This window comes from Kitasatospora humi, from assembly GCF_020907985.1.
Lineage (GTDB): Bacteria > Actinomycetota > Actinomycetes > Streptomycetales > Streptomycetaceae > Kitasatospora > Kitasatospora humi.
Map to the genome: position 1 here is coordinate 18,544 of NZ_JAJJPA010000001.1, position 20,803 is coordinate 39,346.

General features: G+C 71.9%; 24 protein-coding genes and 1 riboswitch. Of the genes, 12 read left to right on the forward strand and 12 right to left on the reverse strand.

From position 1 onward, the window contains the following. Positions 1 to 23: 23 nt before the first annotated feature. From LN042_RS00095 to LN042_RS00115, 5 genes are all read left to right on the forward strand, one after another. Positions 24 to 611, forward strand: coding sequence for a DUF4865 family protein (locus tag LN042_RS00095; RefSeq protein ID WP_230047631.1), 588 nt, complete (start codon positions 24 to 26; stop codon positions 609 to 611). A 32-nt stretch (positions 612 to 643) separates the two neighbouring features. After that, entirely contained in the window at positions 644 to 1,066 is a 423-nt protein-coding gene (locus LN042_RS00100) for a carboxymuconolactone decarboxylase family protein (RefSeq protein WP_230047632.1), read from the forward strand. After that, a complete protein-coding gene (locus LN042_RS00105) occupies positions 1,063 to 1,971 on the forward strand; it encodes a phosphotriesterase family protein (protein WP_230047633.1) in 909 nt (302 codons plus the stop codon). The genes LN042_RS00100 and LN042_RS00105 overlap by 4 nt, the downstream gene beginning before the upstream one ends. Before the next feature lie 387 nt (positions 1,972 to 2,358). Then, the gene (locus LN042_RS00110; protein ID WP_230047634.1) at positions 2,359 to 2,502 is read left to right on the forward strand and encodes a hypothetical protein; all 144 of its coding nucleotides are present in this window, start codon (positions 2,359 to 2,361) and stop codon (positions 2,500 to 2,502) included. 16 nt (positions 2,503 to 2,518) lie between these two features. Continuing rightward, the gene (locus LN042_RS00115; protein WP_230047635.1) at positions 2,519 to 3,643 is read left to right on the forward strand and encodes an alpha/beta hydrolase; all 1,125 of its coding nucleotides are present in this window, start codon (positions 2,519 to 2,521) and stop codon (positions 3,641 to 3,643) included. 7 nt (positions 3,644 to 3,650) lie between these two features. Here the strand turns inward: LN042_RS00115 and LN042_RS00120 are convergent, their stop codons facing one another. Then, positions 3,651 to 3,986 (reverse strand): MoaF-related domain-containing protein, encoded by a 336-nt coding sequence (locus LN042_RS00120; RefSeq protein WP_230047636.1) that lies wholly within the window; start codon positions 3,984 to 3,986, stop codon positions 3,651 to 3,653. 181 nt (positions 3,987 to 4,167) lie between these two features. Between LN042_RS00120 and LN042_RS00125 the strand changes: the two genes are divergently transcribed. Then, positions 4,168 to 4,362, forward strand: coding sequence for a DUF1059 domain-containing protein (locus LN042_RS00125; protein WP_230047637.1), 195 nt, complete (start codon positions 4,168 to 4,170; stop codon positions 4,360 to 4,362). 82 nt (positions 4,363 to 4,444) lie between these two features. Here LN042_RS00125 and LN042_RS00130 read toward each other — a convergent pair whose 3' ends face one another. After that, positions 4,445 to 4,840, reverse strand: coding sequence for a ribonuclease (locus LN042_RS00130; RefSeq protein ID WP_230047638.1), 396 nt, complete (start codon positions 4,838 to 4,840; stop codon positions 4,445 to 4,447). Between the two features lie 246 nt (positions 4,841 to 5,086). After that, positions 5,087 to 5,266, forward strand: a riboswitch (cyclic di-AMP (ydaO/yuaA leader). A gap of 3 nt (positions 5,267 to 5,269) precedes the next feature. On the opposite strand from LN042_RS00130, the gene LN042_RS00135 reads away from it, so the two are divergent. Then, the gene (locus LN042_RS00135) at positions 5,270 to 6,667 is read left to right on the forward strand and encodes a glycoside hydrolase family 16 protein (protein WP_230047639.1); all 1,398 of its coding nucleotides are present in this window, start codon (positions 5,270 to 5,272) and stop codon (positions 6,665 to 6,667) included. Here the strand turns inward: LN042_RS00135 and LN042_RS00140 are convergent. Together LN042_RS00140 and LN042_RS00145 are read right to left on the reverse strand one after the other, a co-directional pair. After that, positions 6,658 to 7,110, reverse strand: a complete 453-nt coding sequence (locus LN042_RS00140; protein WP_230047640.1) for a hypothetical protein — start codon at positions 7,108 to 7,110, stop codon at positions 6,658 to 6,660. The genes LN042_RS00135 and LN042_RS00140 overlap by 10 nt on opposite strands. Before the next feature lie 44 nt (positions 7,111 to 7,154). Further along, complete coding sequence (locus LN042_RS00145) at positions 7,155 to 7,931, reverse strand: IclR family transcriptional regulator (protein WP_230047641.1); 777 nt, start codon at positions 7,929 to 7,931, stop codon at positions 7,155 to 7,157. Positions 7,932 to 8,066: 135 nt separating this feature from the next. On the opposite strand from LN042_RS00145, the gene aceB reads away from it, so the two are divergent. Together aceB and LN042_RS00155 are read left to right on the forward strand one after the other, a co-directional pair. Then, positions 8,067 to 9,695 carry a malate synthase A gene (gene aceB, locus LN042_RS00150; protein ID WP_230047642.1) on the forward strand — a complete coding sequence of 543 codons (1,629 nt, stop codon included), beginning with the start codon at positions 8,067 to 8,069 and terminating at the stop codon, positions 9,693 to 9,695. A gap of 112 nt (positions 9,696 to 9,807) precedes the next feature. Next, positions 9,808 to 10,590 (forward strand): alpha/beta fold hydrolase, encoded by a 783-nt coding sequence (locus LN042_RS00155; RefSeq protein WP_230047643.1) that lies wholly within the window; start codon positions 9,808 to 9,810, stop codon positions 10,588 to 10,590. 60 nt (positions 10,591 to 10,650) lie between these two features. On the opposite strand, the gene LN042_RS00160 is transcribed toward LN042_RS00155, so the two are convergent. Continuing rightward, positions 10,651 to 10,884, reverse strand: a complete 234-nt coding sequence (locus tag LN042_RS00160) for a hypothetical protein (RefSeq protein ID WP_230047644.1) — start codon at positions 10,882 to 10,884, stop codon at positions 10,651 to 10,653. A 117-nt stretch (positions 10,885 to 11,001) separates the two neighbouring features. On the opposite strand from LN042_RS00160, the gene gcl reads away from it, so the two are divergent. Then, on the forward strand, positions 11,002 to 12,789 hold the full coding sequence (gene gcl / locus LN042_RS00165) for a glyoxylate carboligase (RefSeq protein ID WP_230047645.1): 1,788 nt from the start codon (positions 11,002 to 11,004) through the stop codon (positions 12,787 to 12,789). A gap of 77 nt (positions 12,790 to 12,866) precedes the next feature. On the opposite strand, the gene LN042_RS00170 is transcribed toward gcl, so the two are convergent. From LN042_RS00170 to LN042_RS00200, 7 genes are all read right to left on the reverse strand, one after another. Further along, positions 12,867 to 14,531, reverse strand: a complete 1,665-nt coding sequence (locus tag LN042_RS00170) for a DUF8823 domain-containing protein (protein WP_230047646.1) — start codon at positions 14,529 to 14,531, stop codon at positions 12,867 to 12,869. Between the two features lie 205 nt (positions 14,532 to 14,736). Then, the gene (locus LN042_RS00175; protein ID WP_230047647.1) at positions 14,737 to 16,119 is read right to left on the reverse strand and encodes an 8-oxoguanine deaminase; all 1,383 of its coding nucleotides are present in this window, start codon (positions 16,117 to 16,119) and stop codon (positions 14,737 to 14,739) included. 19 nt (positions 16,120 to 16,138) lie between these two features. Continuing rightward, on the reverse strand, positions 16,139 to 17,053 hold the full coding sequence (pucL, locus tag LN042_RS00180; RefSeq protein WP_230047648.1) for a factor-independent urate hydroxylase: 915 nt from the start codon (positions 17,051 to 17,053) through the stop codon (positions 16,139 to 16,141). Between the two features lie 17 nt (positions 17,054 to 17,070). Then, the gene (gene uraH / locus LN042_RS00185) at positions 17,071 to 17,406 is read right to left on the reverse strand and encodes a hydroxyisourate hydrolase (protein ID WP_230047649.1); all 336 of its coding nucleotides are present in this window, start codon (positions 17,404 to 17,406) and stop codon (positions 17,071 to 17,073) included. 82 nt (positions 17,407 to 17,488) lie between these two features. After that, complete coding sequence (gene uraD / locus LN042_RS00190; protein WP_230047650.1) at positions 17,489 to 18,016, reverse strand: 2-oxo-4-hydroxy-4-carboxy-5-ureidoimidazoline decarboxylase; 528 nt, start codon at positions 18,014 to 18,016, stop codon at positions 17,489 to 17,491. Between the two features lie 83 nt (positions 18,017 to 18,099). Further along, complete coding sequence (locus LN042_RS00195) at positions 18,100 to 18,465, reverse strand: helix-turn-helix domain-containing protein (protein WP_230047651.1); 366 nt, start codon at positions 18,463 to 18,465, stop codon at positions 18,100 to 18,102. Beyond that, complete coding sequence (locus LN042_RS00200; RefSeq protein ID WP_249800464.1) at positions 18,462 to 18,713, reverse strand: thiamine-binding protein; 252 nt, start codon at positions 18,711 to 18,713, stop codon at positions 18,462 to 18,464. The genes LN042_RS00195 and LN042_RS00200 overlap by 4 nt, the downstream gene beginning before the upstream one ends. A 174-nt stretch (positions 18,714 to 18,887) precedes the next feature. On the opposite strand from LN042_RS00200, the gene LN042_RS00205 reads away from it, so the two are divergent. Continuing rightward, entirely contained in the window at positions 18,888 to 19,739 is an 852-nt protein-coding gene (locus LN042_RS00205; RefSeq protein ID WP_230047653.1) for a TIM barrel protein, read from the forward strand. 43 nt (positions 19,740 to 19,782) lie between these two features. Beyond that, positions 19,783 to 20,670 carry a 2-hydroxy-3-oxopropionate reductase gene (locus LN042_RS00210; protein WP_230047654.1) on the forward strand — a complete coding sequence of 296 codons (888 nt, stop codon included), beginning with the start codon at positions 19,783 to 19,785 and terminating at the stop codon, positions 20,668 to 20,670. The last annotated feature ends 133 nt before the right edge of the window (positions 20,671 to 20,803 follow it).

Here is a 20,803-nt window from a genome sequence, read left to right on the forward strand (position 1 = left end):
AACGAAACAAGGGGGAGGCGCCGGTGCTGGCGATGCAGTACGAGATCACTCTGCCCGCGGACTACGACATGGGGATCGTCCATCGTCGGGTCGCCGAGAAGGGTCGGCTGATGGACGAGTTCCCGGGCTTGGCGATGAAGGCCTATCTGGTCCGCGAGCGGGGTGCGGCCGGCTCGCCGGTCAACCAGTACGCGCCGTTCTACCTCTGGAACACGGTCGCCGGGATGAACGCCTTCCTCTGGGGGGCGGGCTTCCGTGGGCTCAGCCAGGATTTCGGGCGCCCGGTGGTGCGCAGCTGGCTGGGCCTGGCCCACCGGCGCGGGCCGCGGTTCGACGCCACCCCGGCCACCGCCGTGCGCCGACTGCAGCCGATCCCGGCCGACGGCGATCCGGCCGAGTTGATCGAGCGATCGCTCAGCACACTGTCCACCCACGCCGAGCTGCCCGGTGTGCACTCGGCAGCCGTCGCGATCGACACCACGCGCTGGGAACTGGTCACCCTGACCCTCGGCACGGACGAGGTGACGGGCCAACTCCCCGGTGAGCAGTACCGGGTGCACCACCTGAGCATGCCGGAGCTGACCGAACTGCCTCAGGGAAGGCACTGGTGATGTCACGTCAACCAACTGACAGGAGGGAAGAGATGAAGCTCACCAGGACCGTCGTCGACCGTGAGGCCGGCTATCGCACCTTGGACCGCTTCCAGGACCGGGCGACCCAGGAGGCCGCACTGCCCGGGCTGGAGCGGATCGCGCCGGGCTTTCCGGACTGGATCGTCACCAGCCTGTTCGGCGGTACCTACCAACGGCCAGGCCTGGAGCCGAAGGAGCGTCAGCTGGCCAATCTGGCGAGCCTGGCCACCCTGGGCGGTGTGGACCCCCAGCTGACCGGACACATCCGCAGCAGTCTGCGGGTGGGGCTGACCAGGGAACAGGTGGTGGAGGTGTTCGTGCATCTGGCGCCGTACATCGGTGCACCCAAGGCCCTGGCCGCGTTGCGCGTGGCCGCGGCGACATTCGAAGGGCTCGACGCCGAGAAGCTCACCGCCGAGGAGGCAGCCCAGTGACCACCGTCCGTAGCGTGCTCGGCGATCTCGACCCGGCCGATCTGGGTGTCTGCGACGCCCATGACCACCTCTTCCTGCGAAGCCAGCTGCTGCCGGGCCAGGAGCTTGACGATGTGGCGGCGGCCGCTGCCGAGTTGGCAGCCTTCCGGGTGGCGGGTGGTCAGGCGGTCGTGCAGTGGACGCCGTACGGGATGGGCCGCCGGGCCACCGAGCTGCCCGAGCTGGCCCGCAGCAGCGGCGTGCACCTGGTCGCCGCCACCGGCATGCACCGGGCCGCCCACTACGACCGGCTGCCCGAACTCGACTCGCTGGCCGAGCTGTTCATCACCGAGCTGACCCAGGGCATCGGGACCGACGGTCCCCGGGCGGGAATGATCAAGGTGGCGGGGGGCTTCCACGGCCTCGACGAGCACGCCCGCCGAACCATGGCCGCGGCCGCCGCCGCGCACCACGTCACCGGAGCACCGATCGGCGTCCACCATGAGCTGGGCACGGCGGCCACCGAGGTGCTCGACCTGCTCTGCGGGCAGTTGGAGGTGCCGCCGAGCAGTGTGCTGCTGGGCCATCTCAACCGGTTCCCGGACGAGCGGATCCACCGGGAGCTGGCTCGGAGCGGTGCCTTCCTCGCCTTCGACGGTCCGTCCCGGGCCAACGCCGCCACCGACTGGCGCCTGCTCGACGTCCTGGTGGCGCTCGCCGAGGCCGGGCACGCCGAGCAACTGCTGCTGGGCGGTGACACGGTGACCGCCGCGGCCCGGTCCACCGCCGACGGCCCGGGCATGCCGTTCCTGCTCACCAACCTGCGCCCGCGCATCGAGGCGGCCCTCGACCGGCCGACGGCCGAGCTGATCCTGCGTCACAATCCCGCCCGGGCCTTCGCGGCGGACTGGAAGCCGATGGGCTGAAGCCAAGCCGGCGGCGCACGGTGCCCGGACGGGCTCCTGCCCTGGCTTCGCTGCAACGGGTGTCACATTCGGGCAAATGGCTCAAAGTGCGGTCCAATGCAGGTGTGATCAGAGAACCGCCGACTCCGGAGCGGCGGACAGCCTTGGCACGTACCCGAGCAGCGGCGCGCATCGTCGCGCGCTGCGGCGGCCCGCACTCGGGTGGCCTGCCCGAGGAGCGGCGGCCACCCTCCGGGGGAGACCGTCATCGACCGCCACCGGGAGGGGATGGTGGCGAGCGGCGGCCACCCTCCGGGGGAGACCGTCGCCGACCCGCCACCGGCAGGGGATGGTGGCAGACGGTGACTGGCGACCTGCGCGGACGCACCTCGGCGTAGCGTTTGAACCATGAACGACCGCAGCGTCGCCCTGATCGACCGCCGCCGGGCCGAGGCCCGGCCGGAGGCCGCCACCGCCGGTGCGGAGGCGTCGGTATCGCCCGGCAAGCGGGGCCGGCCGATCGCGCGGGCAGCGGGGCCGACGGGGAGCTGACGAGGAGCCGATCCGAATGGGCCTGACCAGCCACGAGCTCTTGACGCTGGCCTTGCTGGCCGCTCTGGGCGCGGTCATCGGCACGGTCCTGTACTGGCCCAGACTGGCCCGGCCCGGACCGGCGGCTGTGGTCGGCCGGATCACCGCCATCCTGGTCACCCAGCTCGCGGTGCTCGTCGTGGTCGGCCTGCTGGTGAACAACTACTTCTCGTTCTACACCAGTTGGTCCGACCTGCTGGGCATCGCGCACCCCGCCGTGCAATCCGTCGGCCCCGGCAACCCGGGCGGCGGGTCGAGTGCTCCCGCCACCGCCCGCACCCTGGCGACCGAGAACGTCCAGGGCGGCCCGCCGCAGCGCAGCGGGCAGCTGCTGACCGTGCGGATCGGTGGCGGCGGCACCGGCCTGAGCACCGACGGCTATGTCTACCTGCCGCCGCAGTACTTCCAACCCGGCTACGCGCAGCAGCGCTTCCCCGCCCTGGTGGTGCTGACCGGCTACCCGGGCGCCGCCCGCAACCTGGTCACCCGGCTCGACTACCCCGGCATCTCGCTCGGCCTGTTGCGCAGCGGACAGCAGCAGCCCACCGTGCTGGTGATGCTGCGGTCAGCGCCCGCGATGCCCAGGGACACCGAGTGCGAGGACGTGCCCGGTGGCCCGCAGGCCGCCACCTACTTCACCCATGAGGTGCCGCGGGCGGTGGCCGGCGCGTTCCGGGTGATCGGCCAGGGCCGCGGCTGGGGCATCATCGGCGACTCCACCGGTGGCTACTGCGCGCTCAAGCTGGCGATGCGCGATCCGGCCGCGTTCCCGGCCGCCGCCGCGCTGGACGGCTACTTCAAGGCAGCCGAGGACCCGACCACCGGAGACCTGTTCGCCGGTGATCAGCAGCGGCGCAACGAGGCCGACCTGCTCTGGCGGCTGCACAACCTGCCGCCGCCGCAGGTGGCGCTGCTGCTCGCGTACAGCGAGGACGACAGCGCCTCGGCCAAGGGAGCCCCGGCGTTCGCCGCCGCGGCCCGGCCGCCGACCACGGTCTCGCTGGCCACCGTCGAGCACGGCGGGCACAACTTCGAGACCTGGACCAGGCTGGAGCCCGCTGCCCTCGGCTGGCTCTCCCAGCACCTGGCCCAGCCGGGCTGACGGTCGATCAGAGCACCGGCTCCAGTGTGCCGGTGTGCAGCTCGCCGACCCGGCCGCCCTCGCCCTCGAAGGTCCAGAACGCCCGCACCGTCAGCGCGCCCAGGTCCATCACATGGCTGACCGTGATCCCGCTCCGCTCGGTCCAACTGACGAAGTAGATCTGCGGCGCGACCTCGGCGACCTGCAGTTCGACGTCCTCCCACTGGCCGGCCGACTCACCCAGCCCCTCCCAGCGCAGCCGCTTGCCGTCGGCCGAGTAGGCGTTGCGGAAGACGGCACCGTTGTCGACCTGGAACAGGTACGTCCGCCCGGCGAAGGCGGGCAGGGCAGCGGTCTCGCTCATGGCGGGTGGAGTTCCTCGCTTCCGGTCGGAGAATGTCGGTGTTGTCGGATTCCCACGCTATCGGACCGGCGTGGCGGAGGGACAATGGTGACGCGACACGCGCGTGCCGCCGTTCGCCGGTCGTCCGGCCAGCCGGTGGCCCGCCGGTGGGCGCGGCGCGTGCCGGGTCGGGAGGTCCACGATGCGCAAGGTCGCCGACTGCCGGGAATTCCCCAGCGAGAGCAACTGCTCGCTGTGCATCACCGGCGAGGAGGAAGAGGTGGTCCGTGCCGCCGCCGAGCACGCGGTCTCGGTGCACGGACACCAGGACAGCAAGGAACTGCGCGACCAGATCCGCGCGACGCTCAAGGACGAACTGGTGCTCCAGCACACCTGACGGCCCCCGAACCGCCCCACCGGCCGCCGATCGTCGTCGGTGGCGGCGAGGCCCGCGGGGCGGTGGCGTCAGCGCGTGGTGGTCAGCAGGTGAAGTCGATCAAGTAGAACGAGGCGTAGTGGTCGGAGGTGTAGTAGTCCTCCTGGTCCCCCTCGCCGGTGATGATTCTGCGGGTGCCGCGAGTGGAGGCGCCCGGGGTGACGACCGTGTACTCGTGGTAGTAGCCGTAGTCCTGGGTCGGCAGGACGCCCTCGCGGTTCTGGAAGACCACGCCGTCCTGGGAGAACGGGAACGGGCCGCCATCGGCGATCTCGTTGAGGGTGTCGTCGGCCTGCTGGGGGAGGGCGCTCTGGCAGATGCTGCCGCTGACGTCGGCGTGGGCGTCGGTGGCGACCATGACGGTGGGGGCCAGGGTGAGCAGGCCGACGGTCAGCACGGACGCGGTGCGCGTCTTCAACGCGCGTAGAAGAGTCTGCATGTGCAGCAGTCTGGAGTCCTGGGAGCTTCCTGGGAAGGCGCTGGACAAGTCTTCATGTCCACGTAACTTGCTTGCCGCGCGGGCTACTTGCGGGAGTCGCCGGAGCGGCGGCAGGGGTTGGTGTGACCATGGCGACACTTCTCAAACATTGTTAAGGATCACATCATCTGCCTAGCCTGCACGCGTTCGCCGACTCCGGCGGACCCAACGTCGGGACGCCGAATCCTGCCTGCCCGACGGACGGTGACCACAGCATCGCCACAGGCAGGAGCGGGGGACCCGGTACTGCCACGACCTGCTTCGCGCGCCCGTGTGGCGTGCGGTGCGCGCCGCGGCTCGGGGTGAGGCCGTCCGCTTCAGCGGCGGCCGGGCACAGTGCGGCCCGAACCCGACAGCTAACTCCGCAGGCGTCGCACGAGGAAAACTCCCGTGATACCTGCCGCCACCCCAGCGCGCCTCGCCGTCGTCGCCGGCGCCCTCGGCCTGCTCGCCGTTCCGCTGGTCGGCCAGGCCAGCGCCCTGACCGGCTCGGCCGCCGCTCCGACGGTCACCCAGGACCGCCTGACCCCGACCACCGCCGCCGCCAACACCAACGTCACCGCCGACCTGACCGTGCACTCCGACTCCTGCTTCACCGCGCAGAAGCTCGGCGTCGGGGTCCGCGACGCGGCCGGCCACAACCTCGACTTCCCCGGCTCGCACGGCAACGTGCGGATCTGCCCGGGCGGCGTCTCCATGACCACCGGTGCCCGCACCTTCCCGGTCGGCAGCTACACCGTCTTCGGCTACTACCAGGACCACGCCGGCGCCTGGCACAACCTGGCCTCCAAGAAGCTCACCGTCGCCAAGGCCGCGTCGACCCCGGCCCCCGCGCCCGCCCCGGCTCCGGCTCCGGCTCCGGCCCCCGCGCCCGCCCCGGCTCCGGCTCCGGCTCCGGCCCCCGCGCCCGCCCCGGCTCCGGCTCCGGCCCCCGCCCCGGCTCCGGCTCCGGCCCCCGCCCCGGCTCCGGCTCCGGCCCCCGCCCCGGCTCCCGCGCCGGCCCCGGCTCCCGCGCCGGCCCCGGCCCCCGCGCCGGCCCCGGCCCCCGCGCCCGCTCCGGCCCCCGCGCCGGCGTCGCCGATCGCCGGCAAGTCGCTGGTCTGGTCGGACGAGTTCAACGGCAGCAGCGTGGACACCAACCGCTGGAACGACGCCAGCAGCGGCGCCTACCACTACGGCACCCACAACCCGAACGACAACAAGCTCGACTGGATCAACCCGTCCGCGGTCACCGTCGCCAACGGCGTCGCCACCTTCACCGCAACGCCGAGCAGCAACGTCCTGGAGAACGGGCTGAAGGCCTGGAACACCGGTCTGCTCACCACCCAGAACTCCCCGCAGAACTTCCAGGTGCACACCGGCGACTACGCCGAGACCCGGGTGCAGCTGCCGAGTCAGGTGGGCGCCTGGGCGTCGTTCTGGACCTGGGAGAACGGCAACACCGCGCTGGGCAGCAGCCACGGTGAGATCGACTCCTACGAGTACCACCCCGACAACCCGAACGTGCTGGAGCTGACCAACCACGTCAACCTGGCCTCCAAGGACGACCGGGACGCGAACGCCGTCAAGCCGGGCCAGTGGGTCACCGTCGGCACCTACTACGGCGCCAACTCGGTCGACTGGTACGTCAACGGCGTCAAGGTCTTCTCCGACGGCAAGGGCGTCGGCCCGAACTTCTCGGCGAGCCTGATCCTGGACATGGCCATCAGCGCGGGCAAGTACCACCCGTCGCCGACGTCCTCGGCCCCGATCACCATGAAGGCCGACTACGTGCGCGTCTACCGCTGACCCCAGGCGGCTGAGCGACCGACCCGGACCACGAACGACCGCCTGTCGTTCGAGTGGTCCGGGTCGTTCGCGCTCCTCACCTCGACCGAGCCGCCGGTGAGGGTGCCCGATGCGGTGCCGGACAGCCTGATCGGCACCAGCGCGGTCGCCGACCGCAGCACCCCGAGCCCGGCCGGGAAGCTGCACACCACCACGGTGGCACGGGGGTCGGGGGTGCAGTTCGCCGGGAAGTACGGTCCGACGGCATGCGTCCGGGCGGGCAGTCGGACCGTCACGGTGAACGCCCCGGCCACGTCGGGGCCGTCGTTCGCGACGAAGGCGTGGACCGTGGTGGTGCCGCCGGGCGGGGCCGGATCCGGGTCGAACGGCACCACCTTCAGATCGGCGTGGTGCCCGCCGGCCAGCAGGGCGGCGCCGAGCAGGGGGACGAGCAGTGAGCGCATGCCGCCACTCTAGCCACTCCAGGTCATCGACCGTGTGCGCAGCGTCAGGGGGCGAGCACGCCGCCGAGCCGCTCGGCGATCCCCTGCATCACCGTGACCAGCGGCTCGGCGCCGCTCTGCTCCTCCAGGGCCCGGATCCGGGCCTCCGGCCCTGACACCGACAGCGCGGTCGGGGTCGGCGCACCGGGCACCGCCACCGCGATGCAGCGCACCCCGATCTCCTGCTCCTGGTCGTCGACCACGTAGCCCACCTCGCGGGCGTGGGCCAGCTGGGCGAACAGCTCGTCCCGGTCGGTGACGGTGAACTCGGTGTGCGCGGGCAGCGGCTGGCTGCCGAGCACGGTCCGCGCCTCCTCCTCGGGCAGCTGGGCGAGCAGTGCCTTGCCCACTCCGGTGCAGTGCGGCTGCACCCGGCGGCCGACTTCGGTGAACATCCGCATCGAGCGGCGGGACTGCACCTGCCCGACGTACACCACCTCGCCGCCCTCCAGTACGGCCAGGTTGGCGGTCTCGCCGGTGGCCTCCATGAGCTCGGCCAGGTACGGCCGGGCCCAGCTGCCGAGCAGTCGACCCGCGGTCTCGCCGAGCCGGATCAGCCGGGGGCCCAAGGTGTAGCGGCGCGCGCTGTCCTGGCGGACATACCCCTGCTGCGCGAGGGTACGTACCAGGCGGTGGATGGTCGGCATCGGCAGGCCGGAACTGTTGGACAGCTCGCTCAGGGTGGCGACGCCCCCGGTGTCGGCGAGGGCCTCCAGCAGCTGGAAGGCGCGCTCGACGGACTGGACGCCGCCGGCGCGGTCGGGTGCTGAGCTGCTGGGCACGGGTCGGTCCTCGTTGGTCGGGGCCTGCCGTCGGGATCCCAGGGGGTGCGGCGATCCGTCAACAAACCGTTGAAATTCTGTATTGCGGAAACTACTCTCCACTTTACAGAATCGCCGCCCAAGGAGTGTCCTGCCATGGCAACCGCCCAGCCTCCGGTCGTCACTGTCGCCGGCCCGCGGGTCCACCGCGCGGAGGAGGTGCTCACCCCGGCGGCCCTGGCCTTCGTGGCCGGCCTCCACCAGGCATTCGAACCCCGCCGGCAGGAGTTGCTGGCCCGGCGCCGGCAGCGCCGCGCCGAGATCGCCCGCACCGGCGCCCTCGACTTCCTGCCCGAGACCGCCGGCATCCGGGCCGGCGACTGGACGGTGGCCCCGGCGCCGCGGGCGCTCCAGGACCGCCGCGTTGAGATCACCGGCCCGACCGACCGCAAGATGGCCGTCAACGCCCTCAACTCCGGCGCCGAGGTCTGGCTGGCCGACTTCGAGGACGCCACCTCGCCGACCTGGGAGGCCCTGGTCTCCGGTCAGCTCAACCTGATCGACGCCTTCGAGGGGCGGATCGACTTCACCTCCCCGCAGGGCAAGGAGTACAAGCTGCTGCCCGCCGACCAACTGGCCACCGTGGTGGTCCGGCCGCGCGGCTGGCACCTGGACGAGCGCCACCTGCTGGTCGACGGCACCCCGGTGTCCGGCGCCCTCTTCGACTTCGGCCTCTACTTCTTCCACAACGCCCGGCGGCTGCTGGCCAAGGGCGAGGCGGACCCCAACTCCGGGCCCTACTTCTACCTGCCGAAGATCGAGAGCCACCTGGAGGCCCGGCTCTGGAACGACGTCTTCACCCACGCCCAGCGCCGACTCGGCGTCCCGCACGGCACCATCCGGGCCACCGTGCTGATCGAGACGATCACGGCCGCCTTCGAGATGGACGAGATCCTCCACGAACTGCGCGACCACGCCGCCGGGTTGAACGCCGGCCGGTGGGACTACCTGTTCTCGATCGTCAAGAACTTCCGCGACGCCGGTGAGCACTTCGTCCTGCCGGACCGCAACACCGTGGGCATGACCTCGCCGTTCATGGCCGCCTACACCCGTCTGCTGGTGCGGACCTGCCACCGGCGCGGCGCCCATGCGATCGGCGGCATGGCCGCGTTCATCCCGTCCCGCAGGGACCCGCAGGTCAACGCGGCGGCGCTGGAGAAGGTCAAGGCCGACAAGGACCGCGAGGCGGCCGGCGGGTTCGACGGCTCCTGGGTGGCCCACCCCGACCTGGTGCCGGTGGCCCGTGCGAGCTTTGACGCCGTGCTGGCGGAGCGGCCCCATCAGAAGGACCATGCCGGCTCCGAACAGCCGGTCACCGCCCAGCAGTTGCTGGACATCGCGGGCGCCGGCGGATCCTGCACCGCGGCCGGGCTGCGCAACGCCGTGGCCGTCGGCCTTCGGTACTGCGAGGCCTGGCTCGGCGGCCTGGGCGCGGTCGCCATCTTCAACATGATGGAGGACGCCGCCACCGCCGAGATCTCCCGCTCGCAGGTCTGGCAGTGGATCCGCAACGGCGTGGTGCTGGCCGACACCGGCGAGAAGGTCACCGCCGAACTCGCCAGGCGGCTGATCTCCGAGGAACTGGACACCATCCGCGCCGAAGTGGGCGACGCGGCGTTCGCTGCCGGTCGCTGGGCCGAGAGCCGCGAGCTCTTCGAACAGGTCGCGCTCGCCGATGAGTTCGTCGACTTCCTGACCCTAGCGGGCTACGCCCTGCTCGACTGAGCGGCCGCGGACCGCACCGCCGCCGGGGTGCCCGCTCCCCGGCGGCCGCCGCCCTCGTAGGGTGGGCGGCGAGGCCGGTGGTCGCCGGCCCGGGCCGACAAGGACGGAAGCCGTGCCACACGCCATCACCGCTGACGGGATCCGCATCGCCCACCAGACCCAGGGCGCGGGCGCCCCGCTGCTGCTGCTCGCCGGACAGGCGAACAACCACCGGTGGTGGGACGCGGTCCGCGGTGACTTCCATGCCGCCCGCCGCACCATCACCCTCGACTACCGGGGCACCGGCGAGAGCGACAAGCCCGAAGGGCCGTACAGCACCCAGGTCTTCGCCGAGGACGCGATCGCCGTCCTGGACCACCTGGGCATCGAGCGGGCCGACGTCTACGGCACCTCGATGGGCGGACGGGTCGCCCAGTGGCTGGCCGTCCGCCATCCGCAGCGGGTCCGCTCGCTGGTGCTCGGCTGCACCTCGCCCGGCGGTCCCGAGGCCGTCGAGCGCGACGACACCGTGCGCCGCTCGCTCGTCTCCCCGGACCCGGCCGAGCGGCTGCGCAGCCTGCTGGACCTGATGTACACGCCGCAGTGGCTGGCCGCCCACCCGGGACCGCACCGCACCGTCGGCGACCCGGCCATGCCGCCGCACGCCCGGCGCGGCCACCTGCTCGCCAGCAACGGGCACGACGCGTGGGACGTGCTGCCGCAGGTCCTCGCGCCCACCCTGGTGCTGCACGGCACCGACGACCGGTTCAACCCCACTGCCAACGCCGCCCTGCTCGCGGAGCGGATCCCCGGCGCGCGGGTCCGCCTGATCCCCGGTGCCCGCCACGCGTACTTCGAGGAGTTCCGCGAGCTGGCCGGCCCGCTCGTGCCGGACTTCCTGGAGCGCCTCGGCTGATTTCCGCAACTCGTCCGGTCCACCGGTCAACGCCTCGGTGGACCGGACGAGTTGCGGGCGTCAGGCCCGCCGGTCGCGTTTCACCGGCGCCGCCACCAGGACGGAGGCCGCCGCCACCGCGGTGCCCGGTGCGAAGGCCGCGTCGACGCCCTGCACCAGGCGGTGCGCCGCACTGCCGGTGGCGGGTCGGCCGGGGGTGCTGAAGAGCGGGACCAGCACCGCCGTGCCCACCGTGCCGCCGGTCCACCGCAGGGTCTGCGGCAGCCCGGCCGCCGCGCCGGACCTGGCGATCAACGAATTGTTGAAATCGACTTCCGCGAACCTTGACGCGCCAATTGGCCGCCGCCTACCGTGATTTCGAATAGCAGAAGCGGAATTCCGCAATGTGGAATCACTGGCAGGAGTCAGCCGATGCCTCGAATGACGGCCGCCCGCGCGGCAGTTGAGATCCTCAAGCGCGAAGGAGTCGAGGTCGCGTTCGGCGTGCCGGGCGCCGCCATCAACCCGTTCTACAAGGCGCTCAGGGAGGGCGGCGGCATCCGGCACGTCCTGGCCCGGCACGTGGAGGGCGCCTCGCACATGGCCGAGGGCTACACCCGGGCCGGGGCCGGCAACATCGGAGTCTGCGTCGGCACCTCCGGGCCGGCCGGCACCGACATGATCACCGGCCTCTACTCGGCCATCGCCGACTCCGTCCCGATCCTGTGCGTCACCGGCCAGGCGCCGGTCGCAAAACTGCACAAGGAGGACTTCCAGGCCGTCGACATCGCCGCCATCGCCCGGCCCGTCACCAAGGCCGCCACCACCGTGCTGGAAGCCGGCCAGGTTCCCGGGGTCTTCCAGCAGGCCTTCCAGCTGATGCGGTCCGGCCGTCCGGGGCCGGTGCTGATCGACCTGCCGATCGACGTCCAGCAGGCCGAGATCGAGTTCGACCCGGACACCTACCAGCCGCTGCCCGTCCACAAGCCGGCCGCCACCCGGGCCCAGGTGGAGCGGGCGCTGCGACTGCTGCTGGCGTCCGAACGCCCGCTCATCGTGGCCGGCGGCGGCGTCATCAACGCCGACGCGGCCGACCTGCTGGTCGAGTTCGCCGAACTGACCGGCACCCCGGTGATCCCCACCCTGATGGGCTGGGGCGCCATCCCCGACGACCACGAGCTGCACGCCGGCATGGTGGGCGTCCAGACCGCGCACCGCTACGCCAACGCCACCTTCCTCGCCTCGGACTTCGTGCTCGGCATCGGCAACCGCTGGGCCAACCGCCACACCGGCTACCGGCTGGACGTCTACACCGAGGGGCGCACCTTCGTGCACGTCGACATCGACCCCACCCAGATCGGCCGGATCTTCGCCCCCACCCTGGGCATCGCCTCGGACGCCGGGCTCGCGCTCGGGCTCCTCATCGAGGTGGCCGAGGAGTGGAAGGCCGCCGGGCGGCTGCCGGACCGCGCCGACTGGATCGCCGAGACCCAGGAGCGCAAGGCGACCCTGCTGCGCCGCACCCACTTCGACGACGTGCCGATGAAGCCGCAGCGGGTCTACGAGGAGATGAACAGGGCCTTCGGCCCGGACACCCGCTACGTCACCAGCATCGGCCTCGCCCAGATCGCCGGCGCCCAGCTGCTGCACGTCTACCGACCGCGGCACTGGATCAACTGCGGCCAGGCCGGGCCGCTCGGCTGGACCATTCCGGCCGCGCTCGGGGTCGCCACCGCGGACCCGCGCAGCCCGGTGGTGGCCCTCTCCGGCGACTACGACTTCCAGTTCATGATGGAGGAACTGGCGGTCGGCGCCCAGCACCGCATCCCCTACGTCCATGTGCTGCTGAACAACGCCTACTTGGGTCTGATCCGGCAGGCGCAGCTCGGCCTGGGCATCGACTTCCAGGTCAACCTGGAGTTCGAGAACATCAACGCGCCCGAACTGGGCGGTTACGGCGTCGACCACGTCAAGGTGGTCGAGGGCCTGGGCTGCAAGGCGATCCGGGTCACCGGGCCCGACGAGCTGGGTGCCGCCTTCGAGCGGGCCGGGAAGCTGGCCGCCGAACACCGGGTGCCGGTGGTGGTCGAGGTGATCCTGGAACGGGTCACCAACATCCCGATGAGCCCCACCGCCGACATCGCGCAGGTGGTCGAGTGGGAGGAGCCGGCCACCGAGCCCGGCCACGCGCCCACCGCCACCAGGACGTTGCAGGCCTGACCCCCGAACACCGAGGGCCCCGCCGGACGTTCGGTTTCCGACGGGGCCCTCGGTTGGAAAATGCCGCTGACCGGCCGTCAGGAGTTTCCCGCCGGGCAGGGGTTGCCACGGGTGAGACCGTAGGAGCCGGTGACTCGGTAGGTCCCGGCGGCGGGTGCGCGCAGCACCGTCCAGTCGCCCGAGCGGGCCAGGCAGCCGTGCTCGTCATCGGTGTGCCCGGCCAGACCCAGCCAGGGCGACCACGGCACCCTCAGGCGCACCTCGCCGGCGGCCGGCACCTGCACGGTCATCGAGGCCGCTCCGGCGTGCTGCACCACGGCCGGCGGATCGGCGAGCGAGGTCGTGTCGGTCACCTGGTAGACCGTCCAGGCGCCGTGCTGCCAGACCTGCTTCAGCCAGGGCTGGCCGGCCCGGATCAGCGCCGCCTCGTCCCTCGCGCCGTTGTCCGGCTTGTCCGAGGAGAGGGCCACATAGCCCACCGCCCACTGCCGCAGCCAGGCGTGGTAGTCGTCGGCGGTGAGCTTCTTGGCGGCGTAGAACAGCGGGTTGCGGGTGTAGTCCGCCTGCCGGTTCCAGCCGCGCGCCAGGTCGACGTAGGGCGCCACCCCGCTCGCCTCCCAGTGCGAGGAGAGCGGCACCACCTCGACCCGGCCGCGGTCGGCGCCCAGCTCCTGCAACTCGTCGATCAACGCGCCGCCGTCCCGGGCCGCCGGGGCCTTCGGCGCCGTCGCCAGCAGGTCGCCGATCGTCCGGCCGGTGATCCAGCCGGTCACCGACAGGAAGGCGAGCAGTGTGCACACCGCCCGCTTGCGGGTCTGCGCGCTGCCGGTCAGCGCGGCCAGCAGCGCGGTGCCGGCGAACAGCAGGCTGAGCCGCTCCACGTTGCTGCCCACCGGCGACGGGACCAGGAAGACCAGCAGGGTGCCGATCGCATAGACGATCCCGCCGCGGCGCACCGCCGCCCACTCGCGCGGCACCAGCCAGACCACCGCCAGTGCCGCCGCCACCACCAGCACCATGTTGTGGAACGAGAACGGCTGCACCCCGCTGAACGGGAAGAGCAGCGTGGTCGCGCCGACCACCACGGCCGGTGCCAGGAAGAGCGGGTAGCTGTCCCGCCGCCGCCCGGTCAGGAACAGCCCGGCCGCCGCCACCTCCAGGAACAGCCCCACGACCGGGCTGCCCATGGTGCCCAGCGCGGCCAGCACGAAGAGCAGCGCGCCGCGCAGCCGAGGGCCGCCGCAGGTGAAGGCGACCACGGCGGCGGCCAGCCCGAAGGCCAGCCCCAGCGCGAAGGTCACCCGCCCGGACGCCACGTCGCACCAGAGCACGAAGGCCGTGAACAGCGCCGGCCACATCGGCCGGGAGACGCCCGACCGGCTGAGCAGCAGGGCACCGAGGGCAGCACTGGCGACACCGGCCAGCGCGCCCGTGGTCCGCACTCCCAGGAAGCTCATCAGGTACGGCGACACCACGCTGTACGACGCGACGTGCATCCCGCCGTACCACGACAGGTTGTAGGCCGACTCCGGGTGGTCCCGGGCGAAGTCGGTCCAGGCGTACTGGGCGGACAGGTCGCCCGCGTCATTGGCCAGCCAGAACACCCACACCAGATGGAGCAGACCCGACAGCACGGTTGCGGCGACCACCGGGTGGCGCGAAGCCGCCCGCAGGGTCCGGCGCAGCGAGCCGCGCAGTGCGGGCGGGCGGGCGGCGGGAATCGCCGGTCCCACGGTGGACATAGCGGATCTCTCTCGAAGTCGAATGTTTCGACCCAATAACTTACGTGGTGACGCTGTGCGGTCATGCCGCGGCCCCGGACCCTCGCCGTGGGTCCGGGGCCGCGGTCCACCCGCCTTACGAGGGCGGCGGGCGGAGTTCCGGGTCACGCACCGTCCCTGGGCGGCCCGGAGTCCGAGGTCGGGGGAGGGGACCGGGGCACGCGGCTCAGCCGCGCGCAGCCAGCTCCTGGGCGGCACGGGCGCAGATCAGCGCGATCCGGTTCTCGTCCGCCGTGGTCAGCCTCCCCTCTTCGACCACGGCGTTGCCGTTGACGAACAGCACCGACAGCGGCGGCAGCGCGCCGAGGACGAGCGCGGCGACCGGGTCGGCGATCGAGGAGTGCATGACCCCGTCCACCTTCCAGAGCGCCAGGTCGGCCAGCTTGCCGACCTCGATCGAGCCGATCTCGTGCTGGCGGCCGAGCAGCCGGGCACCGCCCATGGTGCCCAGGCGCAGTGCACCGCGGGCGGTCAGCGCGTCCGGCCGGCCGTGCAGGCGGTTGATCAGCAGCGCGTTGCGCAGCTCGGTGCCCAGCTCGCCGGACTCGTTGGAGGCGGTGCCGTCCACGCCCAGGCCCACCGGGACACCGGCCCTGATCATGTCGGGCACCCGGGCTATGCCGGCCGCGAGCCGGGCGTTGGACGACGGGCAGTGGGCCACGCCGGTGCCGGTCTCGGCGAACTTGGCGATGTCGGAGTCGTTCATGTGCACGCAGTGCGCCATCCAGACGTCCTCGCCGAGCCAGCCGGTGGACTCGAAGTAGTCGGTCGGGCCCATCCCGAACTGCTCCTCGCAGAACCGCCCCTCCTCGGCGGTCTCCGAGCCGTGGGTGTGCAGCCGCACGCCCTTGCGGCGGGCCAGTTCGGCGGACCGGCGCAGCAGTTCGGTGGAGACCGAGAACGGCGAGCAGGGCGCGATCGCGATCTGCAGCATCGAGCCGAACGAGGGATCGTGCCAGCGGTCCACCGCCGCCTCGCTGGCGCTGAGGACCTCGTCGATATCCTCCACCGCGCGGTCGGGTGGCAGGCCGCCGTCCTTGCGGCTGAGGTCCATCGAGCCGCGCAGGGCGGTGAAGCGCAGGCCGAGCTGCTGGACGGCTTCGATCGAGGCGCCCAGGAGGTCACCGGCGCCGCGCGGAAAGACGTAGTGGTGGTCGCTCGCGGTGGTGCAGCCGGACTTCAGCAGCGCGGCGACCGAGCCCAGCGAGGCGGCGTGCACCAGCCGGTCGTCGATCCTGGCCCAGGTCGGGTAGAGCGTGACCAGCCAGTCGAACAGGGTGTCGTCCTGGGCCAGGCCGCGGGTGATCCACTGGTAGAAGTGGTGGTGGGCGTTGACCAGGCCGGGAGTGAGCAGGTGGCCCGCGCCGTCGATCCGGCGCACGACGCCGTCCAGCCCCTGCGGTGCGGGGCCGTCGCCGACCGACTCGATCAGATTGCCCTTGATCACCACGTGCCCGCGGGCGCACTCGGTGCCCTGGGCGTCGACGGTGGCGATCGCCGCGTTCTCGATCACTGTTCTCCGGTCGGCGGGCGGTGGTTGGACTGCCATGGGGACTCCTCGCTCGGCTCTAGCGCACCGGAATGGCCGGGAGCACGCCGTCGCGGTGCACCGTGCCCTCGATCAAGCCGTACATCCGATCGGCGGCGTGGTACACCTCGTTGTCGTTGGTCAGGCCGAACGGCTCGAGGTCGACCAGGAAGTGGTGCTTGTTCGGCAGCTCCAGGCGGACCTCGTCCACCTCGGGCCGGTTGTCCAGCACCCGGGTGCCCATCGCGTGCAGGGTCTGCTGCAGCGAGTAGGAGTAGGTCCCGGCGAAGGCCTCCAGCAGGTGGCGGCGGACCTCCCGGTAGCTGCGGTTCCATTCGGGCGGGGCCTGGCCGTCGGCGCCGGAGTAGGAGTACTTCCAGCGAGCGGTCACCTGGGTGGCCAGGATCCGGTCGAAGGACTCCGGCAGGGTGGTGTACTTGTCCTTGATGAAGCCCCAGAACTCCGAGTCGGTGGTGTTCATCACGACCAGGTCCTGGAGGCCGGAGATCACCTGGACCAGCTCGCCGTCGAACACCACCTCGGTGGTGCGCACTTCACCGCCGTCGCGGACGAAGGAGTGGCCGACCTCGCCGGCGCCGGTGGTGGGGGCGCCGGGGGCCTGGATCCGGTTCCAGGCGTACTCCTCGATCCGGATCCGGGCGCTGTGCACCACGCCGCGCTCGGTCCCGGTGACGAAGTGGCGCGCCAGCAGGATGCCGAACGCCTCGGCCGACTCGATGCCGTGCTCCTTGGCGAAGGCGAAGACGGTGTTCTTGGTGCTGTCGGTGGGCAGGCAGTTGGCGTTCGATCCGGTGAGGTAGGCGTCCCTGAACTCGCCCTGGAGGGCCACCGACACATTGAGGTCCTTGATCGAGTGCCGGGCGCCGTCCCGCTGGACGCGGACGATCCGGTTCTCCGCCTTGCCGTACTGGTTCTGACCGAGCACGTGGGCCATCGACGGCTCCTTGGTGGCTAGCTTCCGCGGTAGACGGAATATCCGAAGGGGTTCAGCAGCAGCGGCACGTGGTAGTGGCGCTGTGCGGGCGCGACCGTGAAGACGATCGTGACCTCGGGGAAGAACGGCGCCCCGGTCGACGAGCGCGCGTGGTACGCGGCGGTGTCGAAGGTCAGTCGGACGACCGAGCCCGCCGTCACGGCCGGCAGGTCCTCGACCCGGCCGTCGGAGTCCGTGGCCCAGGTGCCGAGCACCGTCCAGCCACCCTCGGTGCTGAGCGCCAGTTCGACCGGGACGCCCTCGGCCGGGCGGCCCAGGCTGGTGTCGAGCACGTGCGTGGAGATGCCGGTCATTGAGTGAACGTCCCTGTTCAATAAGTGGTGTGACGTATGGTCAGGAACTGACGGCTGCTCAGTCCCTTTCTCCGAGTGTCCCTCAGAGTGCCTCGTCGAGAAGGCGACTGAGACGGATGTCGTTGATCCTGCGCAGTTCGCGCCGGACGATCTCCGCCTCGGTTGCCGCAGTGTTCGGGTGGCGCTCGCGCAGGGCGGCGAGCACGGCCTCCGCGGTGCGGTCGGTGGCACAGATCAGGAACACGTGGCCGAACTTCGCCTCGTAGGCGGCATTGGCCCGGTCGAGTTCGTCGAGCACTGCCCGGTCCGCGCCGCGGATGCCGGCTTGCTCGCGCTCGGAGGCGGCGTTGCCAGGGGTGGGGCGGCCGATCCGGGCATGGCCGGCCAGCGCCTGGGTGAGGTCGGCGGTGCTCAGGGTGGCCAGGGCCGCCGCGTTGGCGGCGAGCAGGGCGGCCCGGTCGGGCCAGGGGCGGGTGGCCGCGACCGCCGCGGCCCACTGGGGGCTGGCGCAGATCTCCAGCAGGAGCTTTCGCAGGTCGGCGGGCTCGGCGGTGGCGAGCGCCTTCAGGGCGCCGGGTGGGTCGTCTGACGCGTGGGGGTGGTGGGTCACGGTGGACCTCCTGAAGAGTGGTGCCACTCGCACAAGGTAGGCCTACCACCCCCGACCGTCAACACTTTGTTGAAGGTAGCGGATCAGGTTTGGCGGTTCAGGTAGTTGTACACGGTGAACCGGCTGACACCCAGGGCCGACGCCACGGTCTCCACGCCATGGCGGACGGTGAAGGCGCCGCGTTCCTCCAGCATCGCCACCGCGCGCTGCTTCTCCGGTCGGTCCAGCTCGCTGAGCGGCCGGCCGCCGAACTGGCGGGTCACCTCGGCCAGCAACCGGTCCAGCGCGCTGCCCAGGTGCGGCAGCCGGACGGCGACCGCTGGGGCGCCCTCCCACTCCAGGATCACGTCGTCGGGCCGGGCCTCGGCCGGGTCGAACGGGGTGGCGCCGACGGCGTCCAGCAGCGGCTTGATCGCCGCGGTGAGCGGGTGCTCCCGGGCGTCGGTCATGGCGCGGCCACCTCCTCGCCCACCGGCAACACGCTGACCTGGAAGGAGATCCGGTTGGCGCCGGCGTCCAGGCTGTCGTGCAGCAGTCGGGTGACCGCGGCCATGACCTGCTCGGCCTCGCCCGTGGCGCTGGTGCCGAACGGACCGACCGTCACCTCGAGTCCGGCCTCGTCCGCAGCTCGGCGGGCGGCCGCCGCGTGGTCCGGGAAGGCACCCAGCTCGAACGGTTCTGTCGTGAATTCCACCATCAATCGCACGCGTTCACTGTAGCGAGCGGCCGGCGCGCGGGAGCGGTCACCGGCGGCAACTTCAACAAACCGTTGCAGCAGCCTTGACGGCGCTCCGGGCGGACATGGCAAGCTTCCGTTGAGCAGAATTCAGCTTTCACATCGTGGAATTCGCCGAATTCCGAGGAGAAGGACATGGCCGCCGCTTCCGCGTTCGCGTCCATCGGCGGGCGCGCCACCGTCAACCTGTCGATCCTGTTCGCCGAACTGCCGCTGCTGGAGCGCCCGGCCGCGGCTGCCGCCGCCGGCTTCACGGCTGCCGAGCTGTGGTGGCCGTTCGGCACCCAAGCCGTTCCGAGAAAGGCCCAACTCGACGCGCTGCGCACCGCGTTCAAGGATGCCGGGCTGCGCCTGAGCGGGTTGAACCTGCTGGACGACCTGTCGGCGGGCGCCAAGGGAACCGCCTCGCTGCCGGCCGCGAGCGAGCGGTTCAGGGAGAACCTCCCGGTGGCCGCGGCACTGGCCGAGTCGTTGGGCGCCGGTGCGCTGAACGCCCTCTACGGCAACCGGATCGCCGGGGTGGACCCGGTCGCCCAGGACCAACTGGCCCTGAAGAACCTTGCGTTGGCCGCCCGTACCGCCCACTCGATCGGCGCCGTGCTACTGATCGAGGCACTCAACCGGGAGGACGCGCCGGACTACCCGCTGCACACCGCCGCCGCCGCGGTCGCCGTGGTCGACCGGGTCAACGCCGCCACCGGGCTCGGCAACGCCAGGTTCCTGTGCGACCTCTACCACCTGTCGGTCAACGGCGAGCACTTGGAAGCCGTGATCGACAGCCATGCCGACCGGATCGGCCATGTGCAGATCGCCGACAATCCCGGCCGCCACGAGCCCGGCACCGGCTCGCTCGACCTCGCCGCGCTGCTCGACCGCCTGACCGCGGCCGGCTACACCGGCCCGATCGGTCTGGAGTACCGGTCCGCCGCGGGGAACAGCGCCGACAGCTTCGACTGGCTGCCGCGCGAGCTGCGCGCAGCCCGCTGACCACGTTCGACACGACACCCCTCTCGACCTAAGGACGAGCACGATGAGTCGCAGGATCGCCTTCATCGGCCTCGGCATCATGGGCGCCCCGATGGCCGCCAACCTGGTCAGGGCCGGCCACCGGGTCACCGGCCACAGCCTGACCCAGCCGCAGATCGACGCCCTGGTGGCGGTCGGCGGCCACGGCGCCGGCAGCATCGCCGAGGCGGTGCGGGAGGCCGAGGTGGTCATCACCATGGTCCCGGCGGACCCGCAGGTCGAGGAGGTGATCCTCGGTGCGGGCGGTGTGCTGGAGCACACCGGGCCCGGCACCCTGGTGATCGACATGTCCTCGGTCGCGCCGCAGACCTCCGCCAAAGTCGAGGCCGCGGCCCGGGCGAAGGGCATCCGTACCCTGGACGCCCCGGTCTCCGGCGGCGAGGCCGGCGCCGTCGAGGCGGTGCTGTCGATCATGGTCGGCGGCGCACCCGAGGCCTTCGCCGAGGCCAAGCCGCTGCTCGACGCCCTGGGCACCACGGTCGTCCACGTCGGCCCGACGGGCGCGGGGCAGACGGTCAAGGCCGCCAACCAGCTGATCGTCGCGGTGAACCTCCAGGTGTTGGCCGAAGCCGTGGTGTTCCTGGAGAACGCGGGCGTCGACCTGGCGGCCGCACTGGACGTGCTCGGCGGCGGGCTGGCCGGCTCCGCGGTGCTCGACCGCAAGAAGGCCAACATGCTCGACCGCGCGTTCGCGCCCGGCTTCCGGATCGACCTGCACCACAAGGACATGGGCATCGTGACCGCTGCCGCGCGCGCCGTCGGCGCACCACTGCCGCTCGGCGCGGTGGCCGCCCAACTGGTCGCCTCGGCCCGGGCCAACGGCGACGGCTCGCTGGACCACTCGGCGCTGCTGCGCGGCGTGGAGCGACTGGCCGGGCGCGGACCGCGCTGACCACGGCCCCCCTTGGTGGCGTGAACCGGTCCGGCCGTGCTCGCGCCGTCGGGAGGGCGCCGGCCGTGCTCGCGCCATCGGGAGGGCGCCGCTGGTGGTGCCCGCCCCCCAGGAGGGCATCACCTGCCCGGTC

What these genes read in the sequence shown, in the direction of transcription:
- LN042_RS00100 (WP_230047632.1), top strand. Translation starts at nt 644, where the DNA reads ATGAAGCTCACCAGGACCGTCGTCGACCGTGAGGCCGGCTATCGCACC.
- LN042_RS00110 (WP_230047634.1), top strand. Translation starts at nt 2,359, where the DNA reads ATGAACGACCGCAGCGTCGCCCTGATCGACCGCCGCCGGGCCGAGGCC.
- LN042_RS00115 (WP_230047635.1), top strand. Translation starts at nt 2,519, where the DNA reads ATGGGCCTGACCAGCCACGAGCTCTTGACGCTGGCCTTGCTGGCCGCT.
- LN042_RS00120 (WP_230047636.1), bottom strand. Translation starts at nt 3,986, where the DNA reads ATGAGCGAGACCGCTGCCCTGCCCGCCTTCGCCGGGCGGACGTACCTG.
- LN042_RS00125 (WP_230047637.1), top strand. Translation starts at nt 4,168, where the DNA reads ATGCGCAAGGTCGCCGACTGCCGGGAATTCCCCAGCGAGAGCAACTGC.
- LN042_RS00130 (WP_230047638.1), bottom strand. Translation starts at nt 4,840, where the DNA reads ATGCAGACTCTTCTACGCGCGTTGAAGACGCGCACCGCGTCCGTGCTG.
- LN042_RS00140 (WP_230047640.1), bottom strand. Translation starts at nt 7,110, where the DNA reads ATGCGCTCACTGCTCGTCCCCCTGCTCGGCGCCGCCCTGCTGGCCGGC.
- aceB (WP_230047642.1), top strand. Translation starts at nt 8,067, where the DNA reads ATGGCAACCGCCCAGCCTCCGGTCGTCACTGTCGCCGGCCCGCGGGTC.
- gcl (WP_230047645.1), top strand. Translation starts at nt 11,002, where the DNA reads ATGCCTCGAATGACGGCCGCCCGCGCGGCAGTTGAGATCCTCAAGCGC.
- LN042_RS00170 (WP_230047646.1), bottom strand. Translation starts at nt 14,531, where the DNA reads ATGTCCACCGTGGGACCGGCGATTCCCGCCGCCCGCCCGCCCGCACTG.
- LN042_RS00175 (WP_230047647.1), bottom strand. Translation starts at nt 16,119, where the DNA reads ATGGCAGTCCAACCACCGCCCGCCGACCGGAGAACAGTGATCGAGAAC.
- pucL (WP_230047648.1), bottom strand. Translation starts at nt 17,053, where the DNA reads ATGGCCCACGTGCTCGGTCAGAACCAGTACGGCAAGGCGGAGAACCGG.
- uraH (WP_230047649.1), bottom strand. Translation starts at nt 17,406, where the DNA reads ATGACCGGCATCTCCACGCACGTGCTCGACACCAGCCTGGGCCGCCCG.
- LN042_RS00195 (WP_230047651.1), bottom strand. Translation starts at nt 18,465, where the DNA reads ATGACCGACGCCCGGGAGCACCCGCTCACCGCGGCGATCAAGCCGCTG.
- LN042_RS00200 (WP_249800464.1), bottom strand. Translation starts at nt 18,713, where the DNA reads ATGGTGGAATTCACGACAGAACCGTTCGAGCTGGGTGCCTTCCCGGAC.
- LN042_RS00205 (WP_230047653.1), top strand. Translation starts at nt 18,888, where the DNA reads ATGGCCGCCGCTTCCGCGTTCGCGTCCATCGGCGGGCGCGCCACCGTC.
- LN042_RS00210 (WP_230047654.1), top strand. Translation starts at nt 19,783, where the DNA reads ATGAGTCGCAGGATCGCCTTCATCGGCCTCGGCATCATGGGCGCCCCG.